Annotated in this window: 26 protein-coding genes; 22 read left to right on the top strand and 4 right to left on the bottom strand. The window is 76.0% G+C overall.

Features of this window, described 5'->3' with window-relative positions:
- Positions 1-57 precede the first annotated feature (57 nt).
- The 14 genes from carA (at position 58) to FN207_RS09300 (ending at position 16,220) form a co-directional block, all read left to right on the top strand.
- A complete protein-coding gene (gene carA / locus FN207_RS09365) occupies positions 58-1,224 on the top strand; it encodes a glutamine-hydrolyzing carbamoyl-phosphate synthase small subunit (RefSeq protein WP_142458254.1) in 1,167 nt (388 codons plus the stop codon).
- Positions 1,224-4,517 carry a carbamoyl-phosphate synthase large subunit gene (carB, locus tag FN207_RS09360; protein ID WP_142458253.1) on the top strand — a complete coding sequence of 1,098 codons (3,294 nt, stop codon included), beginning with the start codon at positions 1,224-1,226 and terminating at the stop codon, positions 4,515-4,517. The genes carA and carB overlap by 1 nt, the downstream gene beginning before the upstream one ends.
- The gene (locus FN207_RS09355; RefSeq protein WP_246065935.1) at positions 4,514-5,845 is read left to right on the top strand and encodes a beta/alpha barrel domain-containing protein; all 1,332 of its coding nucleotides are present in this window, start codon (positions 4,514-4,516) and stop codon (positions 5,843-5,845) included. Before carB ends, FN207_RS09355 begins: the two co-directional genes overlap by 4 nt.
- A complete protein-coding gene (gene pyrF, locus FN207_RS09350; RefSeq protein ID WP_142458252.1) occupies positions 5,842-6,735 on the top strand; it encodes an orotidine-5'-phosphate decarboxylase in 894 nt (297 codons plus the stop codon). Before FN207_RS09355 ends, pyrF begins: the two co-directional genes overlap by 4 nt.
- The gene (locus tag FN207_RS09345; RefSeq protein WP_142458251.1) at positions 6,732-7,025 is read left to right on the top strand and encodes a hypothetical protein; all 294 of its coding nucleotides are present in this window, start codon (positions 6,732-6,734) and stop codon (positions 7,023-7,025) included. Before pyrF ends, FN207_RS09345 begins: the two co-directional genes overlap by 4 nt.
- Before the next feature lie 298 nt (positions 7,026-7,323).
- Complete coding sequence (mihF, locus tag FN207_RS09340) at positions 7,324-7,680, top strand: integration host factor, actinobacterial type (RefSeq protein WP_142458250.1); 357 nt, start codon at positions 7,324-7,326, stop codon at positions 7,678-7,680.
- A gap of 50 nt (positions 7,681-7,730) precedes the next feature.
- Positions 7,731-8,336, top strand: a complete 606-nt coding sequence (gene gmk / locus FN207_RS09335; protein ID WP_142458249.1) for a guanylate kinase — start codon at positions 7,731-7,733, stop codon at positions 8,334-8,336.
- A gap of 54 nt (positions 8,337-8,390) precedes the next feature.
- A complete protein-coding gene (gene rpoZ / locus FN207_RS09330) occupies positions 8,391-8,654 on the top strand; it encodes a DNA-directed RNA polymerase subunit omega (protein ID WP_093579838.1) in 264 nt (87 codons plus the stop codon).
- A 119-nt stretch (positions 8,655-8,773) separates the two neighbouring features.
- On the top strand, positions 8,774-9,985 hold the full coding sequence (gene coaBC / locus FN207_RS09325; protein ID WP_142458248.1) for a bifunctional phosphopantothenoylcysteine decarboxylase/phosphopantothenate--cysteine ligase CoaBC: 1,212 nt from the start codon (positions 8,774-8,776) through the stop codon (positions 9,983-9,985).
- Between the two features lie 94 nt (positions 9,986-10,079).
- Positions 10,080-11,276, top strand: a complete 1,197-nt coding sequence (gene metK / locus FN207_RS09320; RefSeq protein ID WP_142458247.1) for a methionine adenosyltransferase — start codon at positions 10,080-10,082, stop codon at positions 11,274-11,276.
- A gap of 58 nt (positions 11,277-11,334) precedes the next feature.
- A complete protein-coding gene (locus tag FN207_RS09315; protein WP_185938287.1) occupies positions 11,335-13,338 on the top strand; it encodes a primosomal protein N' in 2,004 nt (667 codons plus the stop codon).
- A gap of 55 nt (positions 13,339-13,393) precedes the next feature.
- On the top strand, positions 13,394-13,927 hold the full coding sequence (gene def, locus FN207_RS09310) for a peptide deformylase (protein ID WP_142458246.1): 534 nt from the start codon (positions 13,394-13,396) through the stop codon (positions 13,925-13,927).
- Positions 13,876-14,853, top strand: a complete 978-nt coding sequence (fmt, locus tag FN207_RS09305; protein ID WP_246065933.1) for a methionyl-tRNA formyltransferase — start codon at positions 13,876-13,878, stop codon at positions 14,851-14,853. Before def ends, fmt begins: the two co-directional genes overlap by 52 nt.
- Positions 14,850-16,220, top strand: a complete 1,371-nt coding sequence (locus FN207_RS09300) for an RsmB/NOP family class I SAM-dependent RNA methyltransferase (protein WP_142458245.1) — start codon at positions 14,850-14,852, stop codon at positions 16,218-16,220. Before fmt ends, FN207_RS09300 begins: the two co-directional genes overlap by 4 nt.
- Before the next feature lie 24 nt (positions 16,221-16,244).
- Here FN207_RS09300 and FN207_RS09295 read toward each other — a convergent pair whose 3' ends face one another.
- A complete protein-coding gene (locus tag FN207_RS09295; RefSeq protein ID WP_142458244.1) occupies positions 16,245-16,886 on the bottom strand; it encodes a hypothetical protein in 642 nt (213 codons plus the stop codon).
- 240 nt (positions 16,887-17,126) lie between these two features.
- Here FN207_RS09295 and FN207_RS09290 point away from each other — a divergent pair, with 240 nt between their 5' ends.
- Positions 17,127-17,624: a GNAT family N-acetyltransferase gene (locus tag FN207_RS09290; protein WP_142458243.1), complete on the top strand. Its 498-nt coding sequence runs from the start codon at positions 17,127-17,129 to the stop codon at positions 17,622-17,624.
- Positions 17,625-17,628: 4 nt separating this feature from the next.
- Here the strand turns inward: FN207_RS09290 and FN207_RS09285 are convergent, their stop codons facing one another.
- Positions 17,629-18,129, bottom strand: coding sequence for a type II toxin-antitoxin system RatA family toxin (locus FN207_RS09285; RefSeq protein WP_142458242.1), 501 nt, complete (start codon positions 18,127-18,129; stop codon positions 17,629-17,631).
- 58 nt (positions 18,130-18,187) lie between these two features.
- Here FN207_RS09285 and rpe point away from each other — a divergent pair, with 58 nt between their 5' ends.
- The 7 genes from rpe to hisG are packed head-to-tail and all read left to right on the top strand — an operon-like array spanning position 18,188 to position 23,539.
- Complete coding sequence (gene rpe / locus FN207_RS09280) at positions 18,188-18,850, top strand: ribulose-phosphate 3-epimerase (RefSeq protein ID WP_246065932.1); 663 nt, start codon at positions 18,188-18,190, stop codon at positions 18,848-18,850.
- Positions 18,847-19,902: a bifunctional diaminohydroxyphosphoribosylaminopyrimidine deaminase/5-amino-6-(5-phosphoribosylamino)uracil reductase RibD gene (gene ribD, locus FN207_RS09275; RefSeq protein ID WP_246065930.1), complete on the top strand. Its 1,056-nt coding sequence runs from the start codon at positions 18,847-18,849 to the stop codon at positions 19,900-19,902. The genes rpe and ribD overlap by 4 nt, the downstream gene beginning before the upstream one ends.
- A 1-nt stretch (position 19,903) precedes the next feature.
- Complete coding sequence (locus FN207_RS09270; protein WP_142458241.1) at positions 19,904-20,539, top strand: riboflavin synthase; 636 nt, start codon at positions 19,904-19,906, stop codon at positions 20,537-20,539.
- The gene (locus FN207_RS09265) at positions 20,536-21,858 is read left to right on the top strand and encodes a bifunctional 3,4-dihydroxy-2-butanone-4-phosphate synthase/GTP cyclohydrolase II (RefSeq protein WP_142458240.1); all 1,323 of its coding nucleotides are present in this window, start codon (positions 20,536-20,538) and stop codon (positions 21,856-21,858) included. The genes FN207_RS09270 and FN207_RS09265 overlap by 4 nt, the downstream gene beginning before the upstream one ends.
- The gene (ribH, locus tag FN207_RS09260; protein WP_142458239.1) at positions 21,855-22,382 is read left to right on the top strand and encodes a 6,7-dimethyl-8-ribityllumazine synthase; all 528 of its coding nucleotides are present in this window, start codon (positions 21,855-21,857) and stop codon (positions 22,380-22,382) included. Before FN207_RS09265 ends, ribH begins: the two co-directional genes overlap by 4 nt.
- Entirely contained in the window at positions 22,379-22,642 is a 264-nt protein-coding gene (locus FN207_RS09255) for a phosphoribosyl-ATP diphosphatase (protein WP_110908509.1), read from the top strand. Before ribH ends, FN207_RS09255 begins: the two co-directional genes overlap by 4 nt.
- Before the next feature lie 30 nt (positions 22,643-22,672).
- A complete protein-coding gene (gene hisG, locus FN207_RS09250) occupies positions 22,673-23,539 on the top strand; it encodes an ATP phosphoribosyltransferase (RefSeq protein ID WP_142458238.1) in 867 nt (288 codons plus the stop codon).
- A gap of 75 nt (positions 23,540-23,614) precedes the next feature.
- On the opposite strand, the gene FN207_RS09245 is transcribed toward hisG, so the two are convergent.
- Positions 23,615-23,905, bottom strand: coding sequence for a DUF4287 domain-containing protein (locus tag FN207_RS09245; RefSeq protein WP_142458237.1), 291 nt, complete (start codon positions 23,903-23,905; stop codon positions 23,615-23,617).
- 115 nt (positions 23,906-24,020) lie between these two features.
- A complete protein-coding gene (locus FN207_RS09240) occupies positions 24,021-25,010 on the bottom strand; it encodes an oxamate carbamoyltransferase subunit AllH family protein (RefSeq protein WP_142458236.1) in 990 nt (329 codons plus the stop codon).
- Between the last annotated feature and the right edge of the window lie 140 nt (positions 25,011-25,150).

Raw genomic sequence — 25,150 nt, 5'->3', positions numbered from 1 at the left:
CGCAGCGAGGTCTGCGAGCGAGGAGCGGAGCGACCGCGGAGCCGAACGGAGTGCAGAGTGACCGAGGCGATCCTCGTGCTCGAGGACGGCAGGACGTTCCGCGGCGAGGCCTACGGCAAGGTCGGGACGACGGTCGGCGAGGCGGTGTTCGCCACCGGGATGACCGGCTACCAGGAGACGCTGACCGACCCGAGCTACGCCGGCCAGATCGTCACCATGACGGCGCCGCACGTGGGCAACACCGGCGTCAACGGCGAGGACGACGAGAGCGCCCGCATGTGGGTGGCCGGCTTCGTCGTCCGCGACCCCGCCCGCCGCCCGGCCAACTGGCGGGCCACCGGCAGCCTCGACGACGAGCTCTCCGCGCAGGGCGTCGTCGGGATCAGCGGCATCGACACCCGCGCGCTGACCCGCCACCTGCGCGAGCGCGGCGCGATGCGCGCGGGGATCAGCAGCGTCGACACCGACGCCGACGCCCTGCTCGCCCGCGTCCGCGCCGCCGAGGGCATGGTCGGCGCCGACCTCGCGCCGCAGGTGAGCACCCGCGAGCCCTACGTCGTCCCGGCGGTGGGGGAGAGGCGGTTCACCATCGCCGCGCTCGACCTCGGCATCAAGACCGCGACCCCGCGGCACCTCGCCGAGCTCGGCGTCGAGACGCACGTGCTGCCCTCGACGGCGACCGCCGCCGACCTGCTGGAGCACGGCCCTGACGGCGTCTTCCTGTCCAACGGTCCGGGCGACCCGGCCGCGGCCGACTACGCGGTGGCGGCCGTCCGGGGCGTGCTCGACGCCGGCCGGCCGCTGTTCGGCATCTGCTTCGGCAACCAGATCCTCGGCCGGGCGCTGGGCCTGGGCACCTACAAGCTGCGCTTCGGGCACCGCGGCCTCAACCAGCCGGTGCTCGACCGGGTCAGCGGCACCGTGCGGGTGACCAGCCACAACCACGGGTTCGCCGTCGACGCGCCGCTGGACCGCCCCACCGACACCCCGTACGGCCGGGTCGAGGTCAGCCACGTCGGCCTCAACGACGACGTCGTCGAGGGGCTGCGGCTGCTCGACGCCCCGGCGTTCAGCGTGCAGTTCCACCCGGAGTCCGCCGCCGGACCGCACGACGCGGCGCCTTTGTTCGGCCGCTTCGTCGACCTCATGGTGTCCGTCCGGTCGGGCGGCGACCGCGTCAGTCCGCCCACCACGGTGGAGAACAGCACGGGGGAGCAGGCCTGATGCCCAAGCGCACCGACATCTCGCACGTCCTGGTCATCGGCTCCGGGCCGATCCTCATCGGGCAGGCCGCCGAGTTCGACTACTCCGGCACGCAGGCCTGCCGCGTGCTGCGCGCCGAGGGGCTGCGGGTGAGCCTGGTCAACAGCAACCCGGCGACGATCATGACCGACCCCGAGGTCGCCGACGCCACCTACATCGAGCCGCTGACGCCGGAGTTCGTCGAGCGGGTCATCGCCAAGGAGCGCCCGGACGCGCTGCTGGCCACCCTCGGCGGGCAGACCGCGCTCAACATCGCGATCGGCCTGTACGAGAACGGCACGCTGGAGCGGTACGGGGTCCGGCTCATCGGGGCCGACGTCGACGCGATCAACCGCGGCGAGGACCGGCAGATGTTCAAGGACATCGTGCGGTCCATCGGCGCCGACGCCCCGCGCTCGCGGGTGTGCTCGACCGTCGAGGAGGCCCTGGAGACGGCCGAGGAGGTCGGCTACCCCGTCGTCATCCGGCCCAGCTTCACGATGGGCGGGCTGGGCTCGGGCTTCGCCACCGACGAGGCGATGCTGCGGCGGATGGCGTCGGCCGGCCTGGCCGACTCGCCCGTGCACACCGTCCTCATCGAGGAGTCGGTGCTCGGCTGGAAGGAGTACGAGCTCGAGCTCATGCGCGACCGCAGCGACAACGTGGTCGTCATCTGCTCGATCGAGAACGTCGACGCGATGGGCGTGCACACCGGCGACTCGGTCACCGTCGCCCCGGCGATGACGCTCACCGACCGCGAGTACCAGCGGATGCGCGACGTCGGCATCGCGGTGCTGCGAGAGGTCGGCGTCGACACCGGCGGGTGCAACATCCAGTTCGCCGTCAACCCGGCCGACGGGCGCCTGGTCGTCATCGAGATGAACCCGCGGGTGTCGCGGTCGTCGGCGCTGGCGTCGAAGGCCACCGGCTTCCCGATCGCCAAGATCGCCGCGAAGCTCGCCATCGGCTACACCCTCGACGAGATCACCAACGACATCACCGGAGTCACCCCGGCGAGCTTCGAGCCGGCGCTGGACTACGTCGTCGTCAAGATCCCGCGGTTCGCCTTCGAGAAGTTCCCCGGTGCCGACCCGCGGCTGACCACGACGATGAAGAGCGTCGGCGAGGTCATGGCGATGGGCCGCAACTTCCCCGAGGCGCTGGGCAAGGCGATGCGGTCCACGGAGACCAAGGTGGCGGGCTTCTGGACCGGCCCGGAGGACGGGTCGAGCGCCGAGGAGCTGCTCGAGGCGCTGCGCACGCCGGTCGACGGCCGGCTGTACGTGGCCGAGGCGGCGCTGCGGGCCGGCGCGACCGTCGAGCAGGTGGCCGAGGCCAGCGGCTTCGACCCGTGGTTCGTCGACCAGATCGCGCTCGTCGGCGAGGTCGGCGCGGAGGTCCGCGACGCCCCGGCGCTCACCGCCGCGGTGCTGCGGCGGGCCAAGCGGCACGGCCTGTCCGACCGGCAGATCGCGTCGCTGCGCCCGGAGCTGTCGGGGGAGGACGGCGTCCGGCTGCTGCGCCACCGGCTCGGCGTCCGCCCGGTGTTCAAGACGGTGGACACCTGCGCCGCGGAGTTCGCCGCCCGCACGCCGTACCACTACTCGTCCTACGACGAGGAGACCGAGGTGGAGCCGCGCGAGAAGCCGGCCGTGCTGATCCTCGGCTCGGGGCCCAACCGGATCGGGCAGGGCATCGAGTTCGACTACTCCTGCGTGCACGCGGTGATGGCGCTGCAGGACGCCGGCTACGAGGCCGTGATGGTCAACTGCAACCCCGAGACCGTCTCCACCGACTACGACACCGCCGACCGGCTGTACTTCGAGCCGCTGACCTTCGAGGACGTCCTCGAGGTGGTCGAGGCCGAGCGCGCCGCGGGGCCCGTGGCCGGGGTCATCTGCACCCTCGGCGGGCAGACGCCGCTGGGCCTGGCGCAGCGGCTCAAGGACGCCGGGGTGCCGGTGCTGGGCACCTCGCCGGAGGCCATCGACGACGCCGAGGACCGCGGGGCGTTCTCCCGGGTGCTCGCCGACGCCGGCCTGCTGGCCCCGAAGCACGGCACCGCGACGACGTTCGCCGAGGCCCGCGCGATCGCCGCGGAGATCGGCTACCCGGTGCTGGTGCGGCCGTCCTACGTGCTCGGCGGGCGCGGCATGGAGATCGTCTACGACGACGCCACGCTCGAGGCCTACATCGCCAAGGCCACCGACGTCAGCCCCGAGCACCCGGTGCTGGTCGACCGGTTCCTGGAGGACGCCGTCGAGATCGACGTCGACGCGCTCTACGACGGCACCGAGCTCTACCTCGGCGGCGTCATGGAGCACATCGAGGAGGCCGGCATCCACTCCGGCGACTCCGCGTGCGCGCTGCCGCCGATCACGCTGGGCTCCTCCGACCTCGCGCAGATCCGCACCGCCACCGAGGCGCTGGCCGCCCGCATCGGCGTCCGCGGCCTGATGAACGTGCAGTACGCGCTCAAGGACGACGTCCTGTACGTGCTCGAGGCCAACCCGCGGGCCAGCCGCACGGTGCCGTTCGTGTCCAAGGCGACGGCGGTGCAGCTGGCCAAGGCCGCGGCCCGGATCGCGGTGGGGGAGACGGTCGCCGACCTGCGCGCCGCCGGGGTGCTGCCGGCCACCGGCGACGGCACCGACCTGCCCGAGGACGCGCCGATCGCGGTCAAGGAGGCGGTGCTGCCCTTCCACCGGTTCCGCACCGTCGACGGCCACGGCGTGGACACCGTCCTGTCGCCGGAGATGAAGTCCACCGGCGAGGTCATGGGCCTCGACGACGGCTTCGGCACGGCGTTCGCGAAGTCGCAGGCCGCCGCCTACGGCTCGCTGCCCACCGACGGCACGGTGTTCGTGTCGCTGGCCAACCGGGACAAGCGGGCCGCGGTGTTCCCGGTCAAGCGGCTGGCCGACCTCGGCTTCCGCGTGCTGGCCACCGTCGGCACCGCGCAGGTGCTGCGCCGCAACGGCGTCGACTGCGAGGTCGTGGGCAAGTACAGCGAGGGTCCGGGCAACTGCGTCGAGCGGATCCTGGCCGGCGACGTCGACATCGTCGTCAACACGCCGTTCGGGTCGCCGGGCAACAGCGGGCCGCGGCTGGACGGCTACGAGATCCGCACCGCGGCGGTCAGCGCCGGCATCCCGTGCATCACCACGGTGCAGGGCATGGCCGCGGCGGTGCAGGGCATCGAGGCGCTGCGCCGCGGCGGGCTGGGCGTGCGCAGCCTGCAGGAGGTCCACGCGGTGCTCACCCCCCGTCCGTGAACGTGGTGGCGCGGGTCCGCGACGACCTGGCCGCCCGGGGGCTGCTCGACGGGCTGCCGGCGGCGTTCCTCGCCGGGGTCACCCGGTTCGCGACGCCGCCGGCCGCCGAGCTCGACGCCCTGCGGTCGGCGGCGCGGGACCTCACCGCCCGGCTGGCGGCCGGGGAGGCGGGGGAGCACGACCTGCCGCTGCTCACCCGGGTCGCCTACTTCGCCGGGCAGGGCGGCCTGCTCGCCGCGCACGGGGTGCGGACGCCGTCCTACGACGTGCTCGGCTCCTACCGGGACAACCTGACCACCCCGGTCGGGCCGCGGCTGGCCGAGCGGCCGCGGGCCGGGAACCGGCGCTGGCGGGTGCTCGGCCGCGACGTCGGCTTCCCGCTGGGCGTGCCGGCCTGCGTGTTGAACGGCGGCGAGGAGTGGGTGCGCTTCCACGCCCGCAACGGCTTCAGCGTGCTCACCTACAAGACCGTCCGCAGTCGCGCCCACGAGCCGAACGTGCAGCCGAACTGGACGTTCGCGCCCCGGCCGGCCGGTGAGGCGGTGGTGTCCGACCCGTGGGACTGGACCGTGCCCGGCGACCCCGGCGTCAGCACGGTGAACTCCTTCGGCGTCCCGTCGCCGGCGCCGGAGGAGTGGATGCCCGACCTCGAGCGGTCGCTGGCCGCCGTCGACGACGACCAGCTGCTGCTGGTCAGCGTGATGGGCTCCGGCGACGGGACCGCCCTGGTCGACGACTTCGCCCGGGTGGCGGGCATGGCGCAGGAGGCCGGCGCCGCCGTCGTGGAGCTCAACCTGTCCTGCCCGAACACGCTCAGCTCCTCCGCGGACGGCGTCAAGCCGCCGCTGTGCCTGGACGCCGACGCCACGCTCGCCGTCGTCGAGGGGGTGCGCCGCGCCCTCGACGACCGCACCGGCGTGGTCGCCAAGCTGTCCTGGCTCGACGGGCCGGCGCTGGCCGCCCTGGTGCCCCGGCTGGCGCCGCTGGTCGACGGGATCGCGGGCATCAACACCCTGCAGAGCCGGGTGGTGCGCAGCGACGGCGAGCCGACCTTCCCCGGGCGGGCGCTGGCCGGCCTGTCCGGCGCGGCGGCCCGGTCCGCGGCGCTCGACCTGACCCGCCGACTCGTCGCGCTGCGGGAGGCCGGCGGGCACCGCTTCGACGTGCTGGCGATGGGCGGGGTCACCGACGTCGCCTCGTTCGCGGCGCTGTACGAGGCCGGCGCCGACGCCGTGCAGTCGGCCTCGGGGGCCTTCGCCGACCCCTTCCTCGCCCGCGACTGCGTCGCCGCCCTCGGCGACACCCTGCCGCGGTCGGTGGCCCGGTGACCGCGTCGTTCGGGCCGGCTCCCTTCGGACACCGCCTGGCCGACGCCGTCGCAGCCCGCGGGCCGCTGTGCGTGGGCATCGACCCGCACGCGCCGCTGCTGGAGCGCTGGGGCCTGGCCGACGACGTCGACGGGCTGCGCCGGTTCACCGACACCGTGGTGGACGCCCTCGCCGGGGACGTCGCCGTCCTCAAGCCGCAGTCGGCGTTCTTCGAGCGGCACGGCTCGCGCGGGCTGGCCGTGTTGGAGGACGCCGTCGCCCGGGCCCGCGCGGCCGGGGCGCTGGTGCTGCTCGACGCCAAGCGCGGCGACATCGGCTCCACGATGGACGCCTACGCCGACGTGCTGCGCCCCGGCCACCCGTGCGCCGTCGACGCGCTGACGGTGAGCCCCTACCTCGGCCCGGGCTCGCTGCAGCCGGCCGTGGACACCGCGCGCCTGGCCGGCGGCGGGCTGTTCGTGCTCGCCCGCACGTCCAACCCCGACGCCGCCACGCTGCAGTCGGCCGCGGTGGGGGAGCGGTCGGTGGCGCAGGTCGTCGTGGACACCGTGCGCGGGTGGAACACGCCCGGCTGGGTGGTCGGTGACCCGCTGCCCGACCTCGGCGCGGTGCAGGACCTCGGCAGCCGCTGGGGCGCGACCACCGGCAGCTTCGGCGTGGTCGTGGGGGCCACGCTGCGCGACCTCGACGTCGACCTCGACGGGCTCGGCGGCCCCGTGCTGGCGCCGGGGCTGGGCGCGCAGGGCGGGACGCCGGCGGACCTGCGGCGGCTGTTCGGCGCCGGCCGCGCCGTCGTCCCGACCGTCTCCCGCGACGTGCTCGCCGCCGGCCCGGACCCGGCCGCGCTGCGCGCCGCGGCCGCCCGCTGGGCCGACGAGCTGGCGCGGTGAGGCGCGCGCTGCCGTGGGCGGTCGCGGTGCTGGGTACGGCCCTCGCGGCCGCCGGGGTCGCCGTCTTCTGGTGGACCAACACCCGTCCGCCCACGGTCACGTACGGGGGGAGCTACTCGCCGCTCACCGAGGCCTACGACAGCACGCTCACGCTCACCTCCGACGGCGTCGAGGTCCTGTGGGCCCGCGGTCACCTCGTGGGTGCCGGCCTGCTGGTGGCCGGTGCGCTCGTGCTGGCCGCCGTCGGCGGCTGGGCCCTGGGGTGCCGGTCGGGCCGCCGCGCCGCCTGAGCCTCCGGCCCCCGGTGACCCCGGCGTGTCGCGCCGATGTCGTCTGCCCTGGTCCAGCCGGAACGAATGCGTTTCGTATACTTCCTGACCTGCGGTGTTGACGGACGGTCACGCGGGGGCTCCACAGTGCGTCACCGGCGGGCGCCGGGAGATCGAATTGGTCGCGCGCACCGCGCGTGACCTGCGCATTCGGGGTTACTAGGTTGACCGCGGGGGCCCAGACCGCGGGCTCCGGCCGACGACACCGCACGCACCCGCCGGGTGCCAGATCCCCGGCAACGACACGATGGGACGCACCATGCCCCTCCCCGACCTCTCCCCGGAACAACGCGCGGCCGCCCTCGAGAAGGCCGCCGCCGCCCGCAAGGCGCGCGCCGAGCTCCGCGAGCGGCTCAAGAGCAAGGGCGCCACGGTCGGTGACGTCCTCAAGCAGGGCGAGACCGACGAGGTCATCGGCAAGATGCGCGTCTCCGCGGTCCTGGAGTCCCTGCCGGGCGTCGGCAAGGCGCGGGCTGCGAAGATCATGGAGCGGCTCGAGATCTCCCCGACCCGCCGGGTGCGCGGCCTCGGCGCCAACCAGCGCCGGGCGCTGGAGGCGGAGTTCGGCGGCGAGGCGGTGGTCGCCGACCAGGTGCCCGCCGACTCGACGGCCTGAGGTCCCCGCCGCACCACCCGTCCGACACGAGCACCACGAGGACCCACGCGTTGCCCACAGCCCAGCCGGCCCCCTCCCAGGCGCGCCTCACGGTGCTCTCCGGTCCCTCGGGGGTCGGCAAGGGCACCGTCGTCGCCGAGGTCCGCCGCCGCCACCCCGACGTGTGGGTGTCGGTGTCGGTGACCACCCGACGGCAGCGCCCGGGCGAGGTCGACGGGGTGCACTACCACTTCCTCACCGACGACGAGTTCGACCGGCTGGTCGCCGAGGACGGCCTGCTCGAGTGGGCCGAGTACGCGGGCAACCGCTACGGCACACCGGCGGCCCCGGTCCGCGAGCGCCTCGCGGCCGGGGCGCCGGCGCTGCTGGAGATCGAGCTGCAGGGCGCCCGCCAGGTGCGCGCCCGGGCCCCGGAGGCGCAGCTGGTGTTCCTCGCCCCGCCGTCCTGGGCCGAGCTGAAGAGCCGGCTGGCCGGCCGGGGGAGCGAGCCGCCGGCCGTGCAGGAGCGCCGGCTGCGGATCGCACAGGCCGAGCTGGACGCCTCCGGCGAGTTCGACGTCGTGGTGGTCAACGACGACGTCGCGAGGGCCGCCGACGAGTTGGTATCCTTGCTAGCTGCGCCGTCGTCCGAGAGGTCCGTCGGCGCCTCCGAGTGACCGGCCGTCGAGGCCCCTCACTCCCACCTGACCAGCCGAGGAGTACACGCGCCCGTGTCCGGAGTCGCACCCTCTCCCGAGGGCATCACCAACCCGCCGATCGACGAGCTGCTCGAGCGCACGAGCAGCAAGTACGGCCTGGTGATCTTCGCCGCCAAGCGCGCGCGGCAGATCAACGCCTACTACAGCCAGCTCTCCGAGGGCCTGCTGGAGTACGTCGGCCCGCTGGTCGACACCGCTCCGCAGGAGAAGCCCCTCTCGATCGCGCTGCGCGAGATCAACGAGGGTCTGCTGACCCACACCGCCGGCGAGAACTAGGCCCCGTCCCGGGTCCCGCCCTGAGCTTGCGAAGGGTGGGGAGGACGGGGTCCTTACAGAGTGACGCCCCCGGTACTCGGTACCGGGGGCGTCGTCGCGTCTGCGGGAGGATGGTCGGCATGAGCCGGATCGTGCTGGGCGTGGGCGGCGGCGTGGCCGCGTACAAGGCGGCGCTGCTGCTGCGGGCGCTGACCGAGGCGGGGCACGAGGTCCGCGTGGTGCCCACCGAGTCGGCGCTGCACTTCGTCGGCGCGGCCACCTTCGAGGCGCTGAGCGGCAACCCGGTGACCACCGACGTGTGGTCGCACGTCCCCGAGGTCGCCCACGTGCGGATCGGGCAGACCGCCGACCTCGTCGTCGTCGCCCCGGCCACCGCCGACCTGCTCGCCCGCGCCGCCGCCGGGCGGGCCGACGACCTGCTCACCGCCACGCTGCTCACCGCGCACTGCCCGGTCGTCTTCGTGCCGGCCATGCACACCGAGATGTGGCTGCACCCGGCCACCCAGGACAACGTCGCCACGCTCCGCCGCCGCGGCTCGCTGGTCCTGCCGCCGGCCGTCGGGCGGCTGACCGGCCCCGACTCCGGCCCCGGCCGGCTGCCGGAGCCCGCCGACGTCGCCGCGCTCGCCCGGGTGGTCCTCGCCGCGGGCGCCGACGTGCTGCGCGCCGACCTCGACGGCCGCCGCGTGGTGGTCAGCGCCGGCGGCACCCGCGAGCCGCTGGACCCGGTCCGCTACCTGGGCAACCGCTCCTCGGGCAAGCAGGGCTGGGCGCTCGCCCGCGTCGCCGCCGCCCGCGGCGCCGAGGTCACCCTCGTCGCGGCCAACGTCGACCAGCCGGCGCCCTTCGGCGTCCGGGTGGTCCCCGTGGGGACGGCGGAGGAGCTGCGCACCGCCATGCTGGCCGAGGCGCCGGACGCCGACGTCGTCGTCATGACCGCCGCGGTCGCCGACTTCCGGCCGGAGTCGGTCGCCACCACCAAGCTCAAGAAGGACAGCGCGAGCGAGCCCGACAGCGTGCCGCTGGTGCGCAACCCCGACGTGCTCGCCGAGCTGGTCACCAAGCGCCCGTCCGGCCAGCTCGTGGTCGGCTTCGCCGCCGAGACCGGTGACGCCGACGCCGACGTGCTGGCCCACGCCCGCGCCAAGCTGGCCCGCAAGGGCTGCGACCTGCTCGTCGTCAACGACGTCTCCGGCGGTGGCGTGTTCGGGCGCCCGGACAACGCCGCCGTCGTCCTCGCCGCCGACGGCACCGCCACCGAGGTGCCGCACGGCACCAAGGACGCCGTCGCCGCGGCCGTCTGGCAGGCCGTGCTCCCTCGCCTCGGGTGACCGACGGCGCATCCGCACCCGGGACGCCGGTACGGTGCTCAGGCGGCGCGGCCCCACCGCGCCCCGACCTCGTCACCGAAGCAGGGAGAACCGAGTGCCACGCCGCCTCTTCACGTCCGAGTCGGTGACCGAGGGCCACCCGGACAAGATCGCCGACCAGATCAGCGACGCGATCCTCGACGAGATGCTCCGCCAGGACCCGCGCAGCCGCGTCGCCGTCGAGACGCTCATCACCACCGGCCAGGTGCACATCGCCGGTGAGGTCACCACCGCCGGCTACGTCGACATCGCCGACATCGTCCGCAAGACCGTGCTGCGGATCGGCTACGACTCCTCCCGCAAGGGCTTCGACGGCGCCTCCTGCGGCGTCAGCGTCTCCATCGGCGCGCAGTCGCCCGACATCGCCCAGGGGGTCGACACCGCCTACGAGGCGCGCACCACCGGCACCGCCGACGACGAGATCGAGCGCCAGGGCGCCGGCGACCAGGGCCTGATGTTCGGCTACGCCACCGACGAGACCCCCGAGCTCATGCCGCTGCCCATCGCGCTGGCCCACCGGCTCTCGCGCCGGCTGTCGGCGGTGCGCAAGGACGGCTCGGTGCCCTACCTGCGGCCCGACGGCAAGACCCAGGTCACGGTCGTCTACGAGGACGACCGCCCGGTCGGCGTCGACACCGTCGTGGTCTCCTCGCAGCACGCCGAGGACATCTCGATCGAGCAGCTGCTCACGCCCGACGTGCAGGAGCTCGTCGTCGAGCCCGAGCTGCAGGCCCTCGGCCTGCCCACCGACGGCTACCGGCTGCTGGTCAACCCGACCGGCAAGTTCGTCATCGGCGGCCCCATGGGCGACGCCGGGCTGACCGGCCGCAAGATCATCGTCGACACCTACGGCGGCATGGCCCGCCACGGCGGCGGCGCGTTCTCCGGCAAGGACCCGTCGAAGGTCGACCGCTCGGGCGCCTACGCGATGCGCTGGGTGGCCAAGAACGTGGTGGCCGCGGGCCTGGCCCGCCGCTGCGAGGTGCAGGTGGCCTATGCCATCGGCGCCGCGCACCCGGTCGGCCTGTTCGTCGACACCCACGGCACCGGCACGGTCGCCGACGACGTCCTGGAGAAGGCGGTCACCACGGTGTTCGACCTGCGCCCGGGAGCCATCGTGCGCGACCTGGACCTGCTGCGGCCGATCTACGGGCCGACCGCCGCCTACGGCCACTTCGGCCGCACCGACGTCGAGCTGCCGTGGGAGCGCACCGACCGCGTCGAGGCGCTGCGCTCGGCCGTGGGGGCCTGAGGACGTCGTACCCCGCGACGAGACTGACGGGCGGACCCACGCCCGATCGGAGACCCCGCTGACCTCGGCCGCCGAGACCGACGCACCCGCCGACCCGGGCACCCGCACCCCGCGGGTCGCCCGGGTCGTCGTCGACGTGCCCCTGGCGCACCTCGACCGTCCCTTCGACTACGCGGTCCCCGACGACATGGCCGGTGAGGTCCGCGCCGGCTGCCGGGTGCGGGTGCGCTTCGCCGGGCAGCTCGTCGACGGCTTCGTCCTCGAGCTGGCCGACACCAGCGAGACCGACCGCAAGCTCGCGCCGCTGGCCAAGCTGGTCTCCGGCGAGCCGGTGCTCACCCCGGAGGTCGCCGCGCTGGCCCGCTCGGTGGCCCAGCGCTGGGGCGGCACGCTCACCGACGTGCTGCGGCTGGCCGTCCCGCCCCGGCGCGCGGCCGCGGAGAAGCGCCCGGCCCCCGAGCCGCCCCCGCCGCCCGCGGCGCCGGACCCGGCCGGCTTCGCCCGGTACCCGACCGGCCCGGCGCTGCTGGCCGCCGTCGCCGAGGGCCGGCCGGCCCGTGCGGTGTGGACGGCGCTGCCGGGGGAGGACTGGCCCGCGCGGCTGGCCGAGCTGTGCCAGGCGGCGCTGTCGGGCGGCCGCGGCGCGCTCGTCGTCGTGCCCGACGGCCGTGACCTCGACCGGCTGGAGGCCGCGGCCACCGCCCGCCTGCCGAAGGGCTCCTTCGTCGTGCTGCGCGCCGACGCCGCTCCTGACGCCCGCTACCGCCGCTTCCTCGACGCCGCCCGCGGGAGCGCGAGGGTCGTGCTCGGCACGCGCGCCGCGGCGTTCGCGCCGGTCGCCGACCTCGGCCTGGTGGCCGTCTGGGACGACGGTGACGACCTGCACGCCGAGCCGCGCGCCCCGTACGCGCACGCCCGCGACGTGCTCGTGCACCGCGCGCACCTGGTCTCCTGCGCCGCCGTCGTCGCGGCCACCGCGCGGACGGCGGAGGCCGAACTGCTGGTGCAGAGCGGCTGGGCGCACGAGCTGGCCGCCGAGCGCGCCACCCTCCGCGCGGTCGCGCCGCGGGTGCAGGCCCTCGGTGAGGACCACGAGCTCGCCCGCGACCCGGCCGCCCGCACCGCGCGACTGCCCAGCCTCGCCCACCGCGTGGCCCGGGCGGCCCTGGCGGAGGGGGCGCCGGTGCTGGTTCAGGTGCCGCGCGCCGGCTACGCGCCGGGGCTGTCCTGCGACCGCTGCCGCGCACCGGCCCGCTGCGCCGTCTGCTCGGGACCGCTGGGCATCGCGCCGGCTCCCGGTCCGGGCGGCTCGCGGGTGCCGGCCTGCCGCTGGTGTGCCCGGCCGGCGGCCACCTTCGACTGCCCGCACTGCCACGGCACGAAGCTGCGCGCCTCCGTGGTCGGTGCCTCGCGGACCGCCGAGGAGCTGGGCCGGGCCTTCCCCGGCGCGGCGGTGCGGGTGTCGGGCCGTGGCTCGGGCGTGCTGCCGTCGGTGCCGGGCGGGCCGTCGCTGGTCGTGGCCACCCCGGGCGCGGAGCCGGTGGCCGAGGGCGGCTACGGCGCGGCGCTGCTGCTCGACTCGTGGGCGCTGCTCGGGCGCGCCGACCTGCGGGCGGGGGAGGAGACCCTGCGCCGCTGGATGAACGCCGCCACGCTGGTGCGTCCGCACGGTTCGGTCGTCGTCGCCGCCGACGCCGCGCACCCCGTCGTCCAGGCGCTGGTCCGCTGGGACCCGGGCTGGCTGGCCGAGCGCGAGCTCGCCGACCGCCGCGAGCTCGGCTTCCCGCCGGCCACCCGGATGGCGTCGCTGTCGGGGTCGCCGGCGGCGCTGGCGGACTTCCTCGCCGCCGCCCGGTTCCCCGCCACGGCAGACCTGCTCGGCCCCGTGCCCGAGCCGCCGCGGCCGGGGCAGGAGGGGGAGCGCGAGCGCTTCCTCGTGCGGGTGCCGCGCGGCGAGGGCCTGGCGCTGGCCACCGCGCTCGCCGAGGTGCAGGGAGTGCGCAGCGCGCGGAAGGTCCCCGAGCACGTGCGGGTGCAGCTCGACCCCCTCGACCTCGTCTGAGCCGCGCGGCGGGCGGCAGAGATGGCCATTTCTGCCGCTCACCTACGATCGACCGGTGAGCGTCACCCCGATCCGGCTGCTGGGCGATCCCGTCCTGCACCGGCCCGCGGCGCCCGTCGTCGACTTCGACGCCGAGCTGCGCGGCCTGGTCGCCGACCTGACCGAGACGATGCACGCCGCCGGCGGCGCCGGGCTGGCCGCGCCCCAGATCGGCGTCGGGCTGCGGGTGTTCACCTGGTACGTCGACGGCGAGGTGGGCCACCTGGTCAACCCGTCGGTGGACCTGGTCGGCGAGGAGACCGAGGAGGCGCCCGAGGGCTGCCTGTCCATCCCCGGCTACCGCTTCGACTGCCGCCGCCACCTGCACGTGGTCGCCACCGGCTGGAACCAGCACGGCGACCCCGTCCGGGTGGAGGGCTCGCACCTGCTCGCCCGCGCGGTGCAGCACGAGGTCGACCACCTCGACGGCGTGGTGTTCGTCGACCGGCTCGACCCCGAGGCGCGCGCCGCCGCGCTGGCCGAACTCGCCGAGGCCGAGTGGAGGGGCATGCAGGCCTGGGTCCCGCGCGTGGAGGTGAGCCCCCACTGAGGCTCCTGTTCGCCGGCACCCCCGAGGCCGCCGTCCCCTCGCTGGAGGCGCTGCTGGCCTCCGACCACGAGGTCGTCGCCGTCCTCACCCGGCCCGACGCCCGCTCCGGCCGCGGCCGGAAGACGAGCCGCTCCCCGGTGGCCGAGCGCGCCGACGCCGCCGGCCTGTCGGTGCTGCAGCCCCGCTCGCCGCGCGAGCCGGAGTTCCTGGCGCAGCTCGCCGACCTCGCCGTCGACTGCGCGCCCGTGGTGGCCTACGGCGCGCTGGTCCCGCCGGCCGCGCTCGACCTGCCCGTGCACGGCTGGGTCAACCTGCACTTCTCGCTGCTGCCGGCCTGGCGCGGCGCCGCTCCGGTGCAGCACGCCCTCATGGCCGGTGACGAGGTCACCGGCGCCTGCACCTTCAGGCTCGAGCAGGGCCTGGACACCGGGCCGGTCTTCGGCGTGGTGACCGAGCCGATCGGCCCGCGCGACACCGCCGGCGACCTGCTGGGCCGCCTCGCCGTCAGCGGCGCCCGGCTGCTGGTGGCCACCCTCGACGGCATCGCCGCCGGCACGCTCGACCCCCGGCCGCAGCCGGCCGAGGGCGTGAGCCTCGCGCCGCGCATCGAGACCGCCGACGCGCGGGTCGACTGGGCGCTGCCGTCGCACGTCGTCGACCGGCGGGTGCGCGGCGTGACCCCGGCGCCGGGCGCGTGGACCACCTGGCGCGGCGACCGGCTGCGCGTCGGCCCGGTCGAGCCGCTGCCGACGGCGTCGGCGCTGGAGCCCGGCGAGGTGTCGGTGGGCCCGAGCGGGGTCGTCGTCGGCACCGGGCGGGGCTCGGTCCGGCTGGGCGAGGTGCAGCCGGCCGGCAAGCGGATGCTGCCGGCCGCCGACTGGGCCCGCGGCGCCCGCCCGGCGCACGGCGAGCGGTTCGGCACGTGACCCGGCCCCCCAAGAGGCCGCCCCAGCGGCGGCCGAAGCGGGCGCCGCTGGACGGCGCCCGGCTGACCGCCTACGACGTCCTCGACGGCGTCTCCGCGCGCGAGGCCTACGCCAACCTCCTGCTGCCGCAGCTGCTGCGCGAGCGCCACCTCGACCCCCGCGACGCCGCCTTCGCCACCCAGCTGGCCTACGGGGCGCTGCGCGCGCAGGGCACGCTCGACGCGGTGCTCAGTCGGCTGGTCGACCGCCCCCTGGCCGACCTCGACCGACGCGTCCTCGACCTGCTGCGCCTGGGCGCCTACCAGGTGCTCGACCTGCGGGTGCCCGCGCACGCCGCCGTCGCCACCACCGTCGACCTCACCCGCGCGATCGTCGGCACCGGCGCCTCGGGGCTCGTCAACGCCGTCCTGCGCAAGGTGGCCACGGGCGGGGACCGGGCCGCCTGGCTCGAGCAGCTCGGCGCCGACGGCGACCGCCGGCTGGCGCTGGCCACCGACCACCCCGAGTGGATCGTGTCGGCCTGGCGGGACGCGCTCGGCGCCGAGGAGGAGCTGGAGCCCGCCCTGCTGGCCGACGACGCCGCACCCGAGGTGCACCTGGTCGCCCGGCACGTGGACCGCGCGGCGCTGGCCGAGGAGTCCGGCGGGACCCCGGGGCCGTGGTCGCCGTATGCCGTGCGCCTGGGCGGGGGAGACCCCGGCCGGCTGCCGTCCGTGCGCGCCGGCACGGCCGCGGTGCAGGACGAGGGCAGCCAGCTCGCCGCACTGCTGCTCGCCCGCGCGCCGCTCGAGGGCCCCGACCAGCGCTGGCTCGACGTCTGCGCCGGTCCCGGCGGCAAGGCCGGGCTGCTGGCCGCCGTCCGCCCGGCCGGGGTGCACCTGACCGCCGCCGACCGGGCGCCGCACCGCGCCGAGCTCGTCCGCGGCGCGCTGTCCGGGGAGGACGACGTCGAGGTGCTCGTCGCCGACGGTCGCGAGCCGCCGTGGGCGCCGGGCTCCTTCGACCGGGTGCTGCTCGACGCGCCGTGCACCGGGCTGGGCGCGCTCCGCCGCCGGCCGGAGGTGCGGTGGCGGCGCACGCCCGAGGACGTCGGCCCCCTGGTGGAGCTGCAGACGGCGCTGCTCGACAGCGCGCTGTCCTCGGTGCGCCCCGGAGGCGTCGTCGCCTACGTGACCTGCTCGCCGCACGCCGCCGAGACCGTCGCCGTCGCCGACGCCGCGGCCGCGCGGGACGACGTCGAGGTGCTGCCGGTGGCGCCGCTGTTCGGCGAGGTGCCCGGGATCGAGCGCGGGCCGTACGGGCAGCTGTGGCCGCACCGCCACGGCACCGACGCGATGTTCATGGCCCTGCTGCGCCGCACCCGCTGAACCCCGGGCGGGCCTGCAGCGGGGTCAGCCGCTGGTCGCGAGCACGACCACGACGACGGTGACCGTGTACAGCCCGGCCAGCGCGAGCATGCGGCGCCCGCCCAGCCACGGCTCCCACCACGGCGTCGGCGGGGCGTCCCGCCACGGTCCGGCCGGGTCGGCCACCCAGCGGGCCGCGGCCAGCGTCTGCCGACGGTGCCAGGACTGCAGCGCGGCGTAGCCGGCGACCACCACGACGGCGGCCGGCGTCGCGCCCGGCCGGTCCCAGTCGGCCTGCACCAGCAGCACGATCGGGAGCACCGGCATGAGCCGGCCCACCCAGTGCAGCCGGACGAGCCGCCGGGCCGCGAGGTCGGCCCGCTCCCGCAGCCACGGTCCCGGGTCGGTGTGCGCGTGCAGCGCGACGTGCACGCGGGCGGCGTCGGCGGCGCGGCGCTCCAGCGCGGGTACCAGCGGCGCGAGCAGCGGGACGACGGCGGTGAGCACGGCGACGGTGACCAGGACGGTCCACGCCAGGTCGCCGTGCAGGCCCGCGTACTCGCCGGTGAGCACCATCCGCGGCACGCCCAGACCGAGCACCACGGCCGGCAGGAGGAACGCCGAGCGGCGGGCCCGCCGCACGACGTCGACGTCGGGCCGGACGAGGGAGCCGTGACCGACCGTCACCGGATCACCCGACGGCCACGTCGGACGTCGGGAGTCGGGCGACGCTGCGGTGCGCACGATCACGGACCGTAGGCGCGAACCGGCCAGACCGCCCCGTCGGGCACCCGCCCAGGTGACCCCCGTCCGGATGCCGGTCACCCGCTCCCGCGACGTGTGCACGGGGCGCGGTCGACGGGCCCGCGGAACAGCCGTGCGTGCACCTGCCCACAGACGGCCGGCAGTCGCCTAGCCTGCCCGCCCGTGCCGTGGCTCCCCGACGATTTCGTCCACCCCACCCGCGCCGACCTGCCCACCGGGCAGCACCTGCGCCCCATCCGCGCGGCCGACACCGCCATCGACCACCCCGCCGTCATGGGCTCCCGCGAGCGGCTGTGGAGCATCTACGGCGAGGCGTGGGGCTGGCCGCCGGCCACCATGACCGAGGAGCAGGACCGCGAGGACCTCGCCCGCCACGAGCGCGAGATCGAGGCGCACGAGAGCTTCAACTACGCGCTGCTCGACGAGGACGAGACCGAGTTGCTCGGCTGCGTGTACGTGGACCCGCCGGAGAAGGCCGGGGACGCCGACGCCGAGGTGTCCTGGTGGGTGGTCGACCGCCTGGTCGGCACCGACGTCGAGGCCGCCCTCGACGCCTTCGTGCCGCGCTGGCTGGCCGAGGACTGGCCGCTGCGCGCACCCCGCTACGTGGGCCGCGACCTGTCCTGGGCCGAGTGGACGGCCCTGCCCGACCGCGACTGACCGCTCACCGGCCGGCGGCGTCCTCCTCCAGCTCCCGGCGGGCGACCGCCAGCACGGCCGGGTCGGCGCACCCGCGGGCGAAGCCGGCGATCCGCCGCCGGATGTCTCGGCCGAGCAGCGCCGTGCCGATCCGCTCGGCGGCCGGCGCAAGCCACGCCGGCCGGCAGCGGAAGACGTAGCGCCACACCGCGCGCGTGCCGCCGTCGGGCAGCGGGGTGAACCGCCAGCTGCCGGCGAAGACGGCGAAGAACCACGGGCCGGTCACCATCCGCATGCCCACGTGCGACGGCGGCACGTAGGACACGTACTCGCTGACCATCGCCAGCCCGTGCCGCGACCGGGTCGCCGTCCGGACGCCCCTGCCCGGCCGGGTGCGGCCGTCGAGCAGGGACTGCTCGCGCACGAACGGGTCCCACCGGTAGCGGGTCACCCCGGTGGTCTGCGAGACGGCGAACGCCAGCGCGGGCTCCACCGGGACGTCGACCGTCGCCTCGACCTGTGCCATGCGGTCGCCCTACCCGGCCGGACCGGGGGTGATCACCCCGCACCTAGACTCGGACGCCGTGGCCCGGACCCCGATGATCGCCCCCAGCCTGCTCTCGGCGGACTTCGCCCGGCTGGCCGACGAGGTGGCCCGCGTCGCCGACGCCGACTGGCTGCACGTCGACGTCATGGACGCCCACTTCGTGCCCAACCTGACCCTGGGCCGGCCGGTGGTCGAGGCCATCCAGGCGGTGAGCCCGATCCCGCTGGACTGCCACCTGATGATCGAGGCGCCCGAGCGCTGGGCGCCCGGCTACGCCGAGGTGGGCGCCCGCAACGTCACGGTGCACGCCGAGGCCTGCACCGGCGACCCCCGCGACGTCGCCCGCGACATCCGCGCCGCCGGGGCGCTGGCCGGGCTGGCGATCAAGCCGGGCACCCCGCTGGAGCGCTACGAGGACGTCCTGCGCGACTTCGACACCCTGCTCGTCATGACCGTCGAGCCCGGGTTCGGCGGCCAGGCGTTCATGGCGGAGGTCCTGCCCAAGGTCCGCCGGGCCCGCGAGCTGGTCGACACCGGGCACCTGCGGCTGCTGGTCGAGGTCGACGGCGGCATCAACGCCGACACGATCGAGCAGGCCGCCGAGGCCGGCGCCGACGTCTTCGTGGCCGGCTCCGCGGTCTACGGCGCCGACGACCCCGCCCGCGCCATCGCCGCCCTGCGCGCGCAGGCCGCCGGGTGACGCCGCAGGAACAGGCCGCCATGGCCCGGGCGCGCGAGCTCGGGCTCTCCGTCCTCGGCACCACCAGCCCCAACCCCGCCGTCGGGGCGGTGGTCCTCGACGCCGACGGCGCGGTCGTGGGGGAGGGCGCCACCTCCCCGCCCGGCGGCCCGCACGCCGAGGTGCACGCGCTGCGCCGGGCCGGCGAGCGGGCCCGCGGCGGCACCGCCGTCGTCACCCTCGAGCCGTGCGCGCACACCGGCCGCACCGGCCCGTGCGCCGACGCGCTGCTGGCCGCCGGGGTGGCGCGGGTCGTCGTCGCGGTGCCCGAGCCCACCCAGCTGGCCGTCGGCGGGGCCGAGCGGCTGCGCGCCGCCGGGGTCGACGTCGAGGTGGGCGTGGAGCAGGAGGCCGCCGAGGAGGGCGCGCTGGCCGCGTGGCTCACCGGCGTCCGCGAGCACCGGCCGTTCGTCGTCTGGAAGGTCGGCGCCACCCTCGACGGGCGGGTCGCCGCCGCCGACGGCACCAGCCGCTGGATCACCGGCCCGGTCGCCCGCGCCGCCGTGCACGCGCTGCGCGCCACCTGCGACGCCGTCGTCGTCGGCTCGGGCACCGCGCTGGCCGACGACCCCCAGCTCACCGTCCGCGACGCCGACGGCCGCGACGCCGCGCGCCAGCCGCTGCGGGTGGTGCACGACCGGCGCGGCCGGCTGCCGGCCACCGCCCGCGTCCTCGACGGCGCCGCGCCCACCCACGTCAGCCGCGCCGCCGGCCCCGCCGAGCTGCTGGCCGAGCTGTTCGACCGCGACGTCCGCCGGGTGCTGCTCGAGGGCGGCCCGACGCTGGCCGCGGCGTTCCTCCGGGCCGGGCTGGTCGACGAGGCCGTCGTCCACCTCGCGCCGAAGCTGCTGGGCGCGGGTCCCTCCCTGGTGGGGGACCTGGGAATCAGCACGATCGGCGCGGCGCTGTCCCTGGAACCGCGGGAGGTGACCCCGCTGGGCGGGGACGTGCAGATCCGCCTGCGGCCCACCCGTCACACTGGAGACCGACCGCACGCCGACGAGAGGGGCTGACGTGTTCACCGGCATCGTCGAGGAGGTCGGCTCCCTCGCCGCCCGCGAGGACGTGGGGGGACCGGGAGGCGACGCGGCCGTGCTGCGCATCCGCGCCCGCCGCGTCCTGGAGGACGTCTCGCTCGGCGACTCGATCTCGGTCAACGGCGTGTGCCTCACCGTCACCGGCGTCGAGCCCGACGGCGACGGCGCCTCGGTGTGGTCCACCGACGTCATGGCCGAGACGCTGCGCCGCAGCAGCCTCGGCGCCCTCGCCGGCGGCGACCCGGTCAACCTCGAGCGCGCGGTCGCGCCGCACACCCGTCTCGGCGGGCACATCGTGCAGGGCCACGTCGACGGCGTCGGCACGGTCGTGAGCCGGACGCCGAGCGAGCACTGGGACGTCGTCCGCGTCGCCCTGCCGCCGGAGCTCGCGCGCTACGTCGTCGAGAAGGGCTCCATCACCGTCGACGGCGTCTCGCTCACCGTCAGCGCGCTGAGCGCCGTCGACGACCCCGAGCCCTGGTTCGAGGTCAGTCTCATCCCCGCCACCCTCCGCGAGACCACGCTGGGCGGCCGCGCCCCGGGGGACCCGGTCAACCTGGAGGTCGACGTGATCGCCAAGTACGTGGAACGCCTGCTGGGAGCACGCGCATGAGCGGCACCGTCCGCCTGGACTCCGTCGAGACGGCCATCGCCGCGATCAAGGACGGCCGCCCGGTCGTCGTGATCGACGACGAGGACCGCGAGAACGAGGGCGACCTGATCTTCGCCTCGGAGCTCGCGACGCCGGAGCTCGTGGCCTTCATGGTCCGCTACACCTCGGGCTACATCTGCGTGTCGGTCACCGAGGCCGACGCCGACCGGCTGGACCTGCCGCCGATGTTCCGGGTGAACCAGGACCGCCGCGGCACCGCCTACACCGTCACCGTCGACGCCCGCGAGGGCGTGAGCACCGGCATCTCCGCCCACGACCGGGCGCACACGATCCGCCTGCTGGCCGGTGCCGACACCTCCTCGGCCGACCTCGCCCGCCCCGGCCACATCGTGCCGCTGCGCGCCAAGGACGGCGGCGTCCTGCGCCGGCCCGGGCACACCGAGGCCGCCGTCGACCTCGCCGTCCTCGCCGGCCTGCGCCCCTCGGGCACGCTGTGCGAGCTGGTCAGCGAGAAGGACCCGACCGGCATGGCCCGCGCCGAGGAGCTGCGCGTCTTCGCCGACGAGCACGACCTCTGCCTGATCTCGATCGCCGACCTCATCGCCTACCGCAAGCGCTTCGACAAGCTGGTCGAGCGGGTCGCCGAGGCCACGGTGCCGCTGGCGCCGGGCACCTTCACCGCGGTCGGCTACCGCAGCTCCTACGACGAGCGCGAGCACGTCGCCTTCGTCTACGGCGACATCGGCGACGGCGAGGACGTGCTGGTGCGCGTGCACTCCGAGTGCCTGACCGGCGACGTCTTCGGCTCGCTGCGCTGCGACTGCGGCCCGCAGCTGCAGGCCGCCCTGGCCGCCGTCGCCCACGAGGGCCGCGGGATCGTGCTCTACATCCGCGGGCACGAGGGCCGGGGGATCGGCCTGCTGCACAAGCTGCAGGCCTACCAGCTGCAGGACGCCGGCGTGGACACCGTCGACGCCAACCTCGACCTCGGCCTGCCCGCCGACGCCCGCGACTACGGCACCGGCGCGCAGATCCTCGTCGACCTCGGCGTGCACACCATGCGGCTGCTCACCAACAACCCGGCCAAGCGCGCGGGCCTGGAGGGCTACGGCCTCAAGGTCACCGGCCGGGTGCCGCTGCCCAGCACCGTCACCGCGGAGAACCTGGCCTACCTGCGCACCAAGCGCGACCGGATGGGCCACCTGCTCGACATCATCGAGCCCGAGACCGAGTCCGGCCCGGCCGACGTCCCCGCCGGCGAGCCCGCCACCGTCCCCGGGACCGACGTCCCCCTGCGCCAGCACGAGCAGCAGCTGTGAGCGGGGAGGGACGTCCGGTCGCCGCCGCGGTCGACGCCGCGGGCCTGTCGCTGGGCATCGTGGCCACCACCTGGCACGCCGAGATCACCGACGCGCTGCTCGCCCGCGCGGTCGAGGCCGCCCGCGCCAGCGGGATCCCCTCGCCGACGGTCGTGCGCGCGCCCGGCGCGGTGGAGCTGCCGGTGGTCGCGCAGGCGCTGGCCGAGCGGCACGACGCCGTCGTCGCCCTCGGTGTGGTCATCCGCGGCGGCACGCCGCACTTCGAGTACGTCTGCGACGCCGTCACCGCGGGCCTGACCCGGGTGGCGCTCGACGCCGGCAAGCCCGTGGGCAACGGCGTGCTCACCTGCGACACCGAGCAGCAGGCGCGCGACCGCGCCGGCCTGCCCGGTTCGGTCGAGGACAAGGGCTGGGAGGCTGCGGTCGCCGCGCTCGCCACCGCCCTCACCCTCCGCGGGCTGCGCCCCGCGCCGCGCGCCACCGGCTTCCAGGCCACCCCCGTCGTCGGGCAGGGGCTGGCGTGAAGACCTTCGACGCCCTGTTCGCCGAGCTCTCGGCCAAGGTCGCCGCGGGCGACCCCGCCTCGGGCACCGTGACCGCCGTCGCCGACGGCGTGCACGCGGCGGGCAAGAAGGTGGTCGAGGAGGCCGCCGAGTCGTGGATGGCCGCCGAGCACGAGGGCCCCGAGCGCACCGCCGAGGAGATCAGCCAACTCCTCTACCGGGTGCAGGTCCTCATGCTCGCTCGCGGGCTGACCCTCGACGACGTCTACACCCACCTCTGATCCAGCCCCCCAACTCCAGGAGATCGACCAGTGCTGCGCATCGCCGTGCCCAACAAGGGCGTCCTCAGCGAGCCCGCGGCCGAGATGCTGTCCGAGAGCGGCTACCGGCAGCGGCGCAGCACCAAGGACCTCGCGGTGTACGACCCCGAGAGCGACACCGAGTTCTTCTACCTGCGGCCGCGTGACATCGCCGTCTACGTCGCCGCCGGCACCCTGGACGTCGGCATCACCGGCCGCGACATGCTGCTGGAGACCGCGCCGGCCGACGGCGAGGGCCCGACCGCCGTCGAGGTCATGCCGCTGGGCTTCGGCCGCTCGTCGTTCCGCTTCGCCAGCCCGGTCGAGTCCGTCATCGACTCCGTCGAGCAGCTGGCCGGCAAGCGGATCGCCACCGCCTACCCGGTGCTGCTGCAGCGGTACCTGGAGGAGTCCGGCATCAAGGCCGGCGTGGTCAAGCTCGACGGCGCCGTGGAGACCGCCTGCCGCCTCGGGGTGGCCGACGCCGTGTGCGACGTCGTCGAGACCGGGACGACGCTGCGCGCGGCGGGGCTGCGGATCATCGGCGAGCCGGTCCTGACCAGCGAGGCGGTGCTCGTCCGCCGGGAGGGCGCCGAGGAGATCCCCGCCGTTGCCCAGCTGCGGCGCCGGCTGCGCGGCGTCCTCGTGGCCCGGCAGTACGTGATGCTCGACTACGACTGCCCCAACGAGCTGCTCGCGCGGGCCACCGCGCTGACCCCCGGCCTCGAGGGCCCGACGGTCAGCCCGCTGCAGACCGAGGGGTGGTCGGCGGTGCGCGCGATGGTGCGCCAGAACGACACCAACCGGGTCATGGACGAGCTGTGGGAGCTCGGCGCCCGCGCGATCCTGGTCACGAGCATCCACGCCTGCCGCATCTGACGAAGGACCCCGCCGCCCCCCGCCACTCGCAGGCTCGCGGCGGGACCCTGCGGCGGGGCCACCGCAGGTGAATCCTCAGGCCGGCCTGGTGGCGACGCCGTCGAGCCAGAGGGTGTCGGACTCGTCGCGGTGCGAGCCGGTGCTGCCCACGTGCTTCGTGCTGATGGTGGCGCCGCACTTCAGCACGTGGACCAGGGCCATGGCGTGACCGCGGCCGACGCCGTATTCGTCGGCCAGCCAGGTCACCACCTCGCCGGCCTTGGTGCCCGGGGCGTCGAGGCCGCGCTCGTGGGCCTGCGCGACCAGCTCGCGCGGGGTGTGTCCGGTCTTCTGCTCGAGCGCGTCGAGGTAGGCCTGGAAGGACATCGGGGACTCCTGGGGTCGGGGCGGTCGCAGGACGGACGCCTCGCGGCGGCGGAACTCATCGGGCCCACGGGAGCGGCCCCCTCCCCGGATGGGGAGGGGGCCGCCGGTCGTGCGGTCAGCGCCGGGTGGTGCGGTCCACCAGGTCGATCGCGGTGCACAGGCCCAGCGCCATGGCCCGGCCGCTGGTGGAGCCGGTGGCGAGCAGGCCCTCGATGGCCGGGCCGAGCGGACGCTCGCCGACCAGGCCCTGCAGCACCGCGGCGTACTCGCCGCTGACCCGGCCGGCCGCGGCGTGCCGCAGCAACGCCCGGGACAGCTCGGTGGTGCGGCCGGCGGCCAGCGAGTAGACGCCGGCGGCGAACCGCTCGGCGGCCGGGTGCCGCAGGAGCACCAGCCCGGCCATCGTGCCGGCCATGACGTCGTCACCGGCGGGGGTGAGGCCGGGGCCGAGGCCGATCAGCCGGGCGGCGGTGCGCAGCGCGGCGTCGAGGTCGGCCCGGCGGACGGCGCCGCGGAGCGCGGCCAGCGGGCCACCGGGGCCGGCCGGCAGGCCGGGGAGGGTGAACGCGCTGTGCGGGACACCCTCGCCGTAGAGGGTGGTGCGCAGCTGGCGCACGCCCTCGGGCAGCAGGGCCGGGTGCGGGCTGGGCAGCCGCGGCTGCGGGTCCCACCAGGCCGCGGCCCGCACGATCAGGTCGCCGACGACGATGCGGCCACCGCCGACCTCCGCGGGCGCGCCGCTGGGCAGCGCGACCAGCGGGCGGCCGTTGCTCGGCCGGAAGAGGACGCAGCCCAGCGGCAGCCGGGCGGCGTCGCTGGTGAGCACCCCGACGACGTCGCTGCCCCGGTCGGTGGACACCTGCAGGTACACGGCGGCGGGGCCGCTCATGAGCACCCGTGCCGGGCGGACCGGGCCGCGCAGCAGGTCGGCGATCCCGGTGCTGGCCGAGGAGGGCACGGCGGACGGGACCCGCGTGGGCGCCGCCGTCCGGACCGTCTCCTGCGCCGAGGCGCGGGGCAGCGGGATCGTCGGGACGCCGGCCCGGGCGGCCTGGCCCGGGACTGCGGTGCTGGAGCCGGTCGTGGTGTGGTCGATGGTGCGCATCTGCTCAGCCCTTCCCCGTCGGACAGCGGGAGCGACCTTCCACTCGGCTCCTGCCGAGCCGGACCGCCCTCCGGAAGGGGGCGGAACACCGCGTGTGGTGAGCGCCTACCATCCAGCGGACGGGCCGACTGGCTCGAAGC

It is taken from the genome of Geodermatophilus aquaeductus, from assembly GCF_900182545.1.
Taxonomy (GTDB): domain Bacteria; phylum Actinomycetota; class Actinomycetes; order Mycobacteriales; family Geodermatophilaceae; genus Geodermatophilus; species Geodermatophilus aquaeductus.
This window is presented reverse-complemented; position numbering and strand designations above follow the sequence as displayed.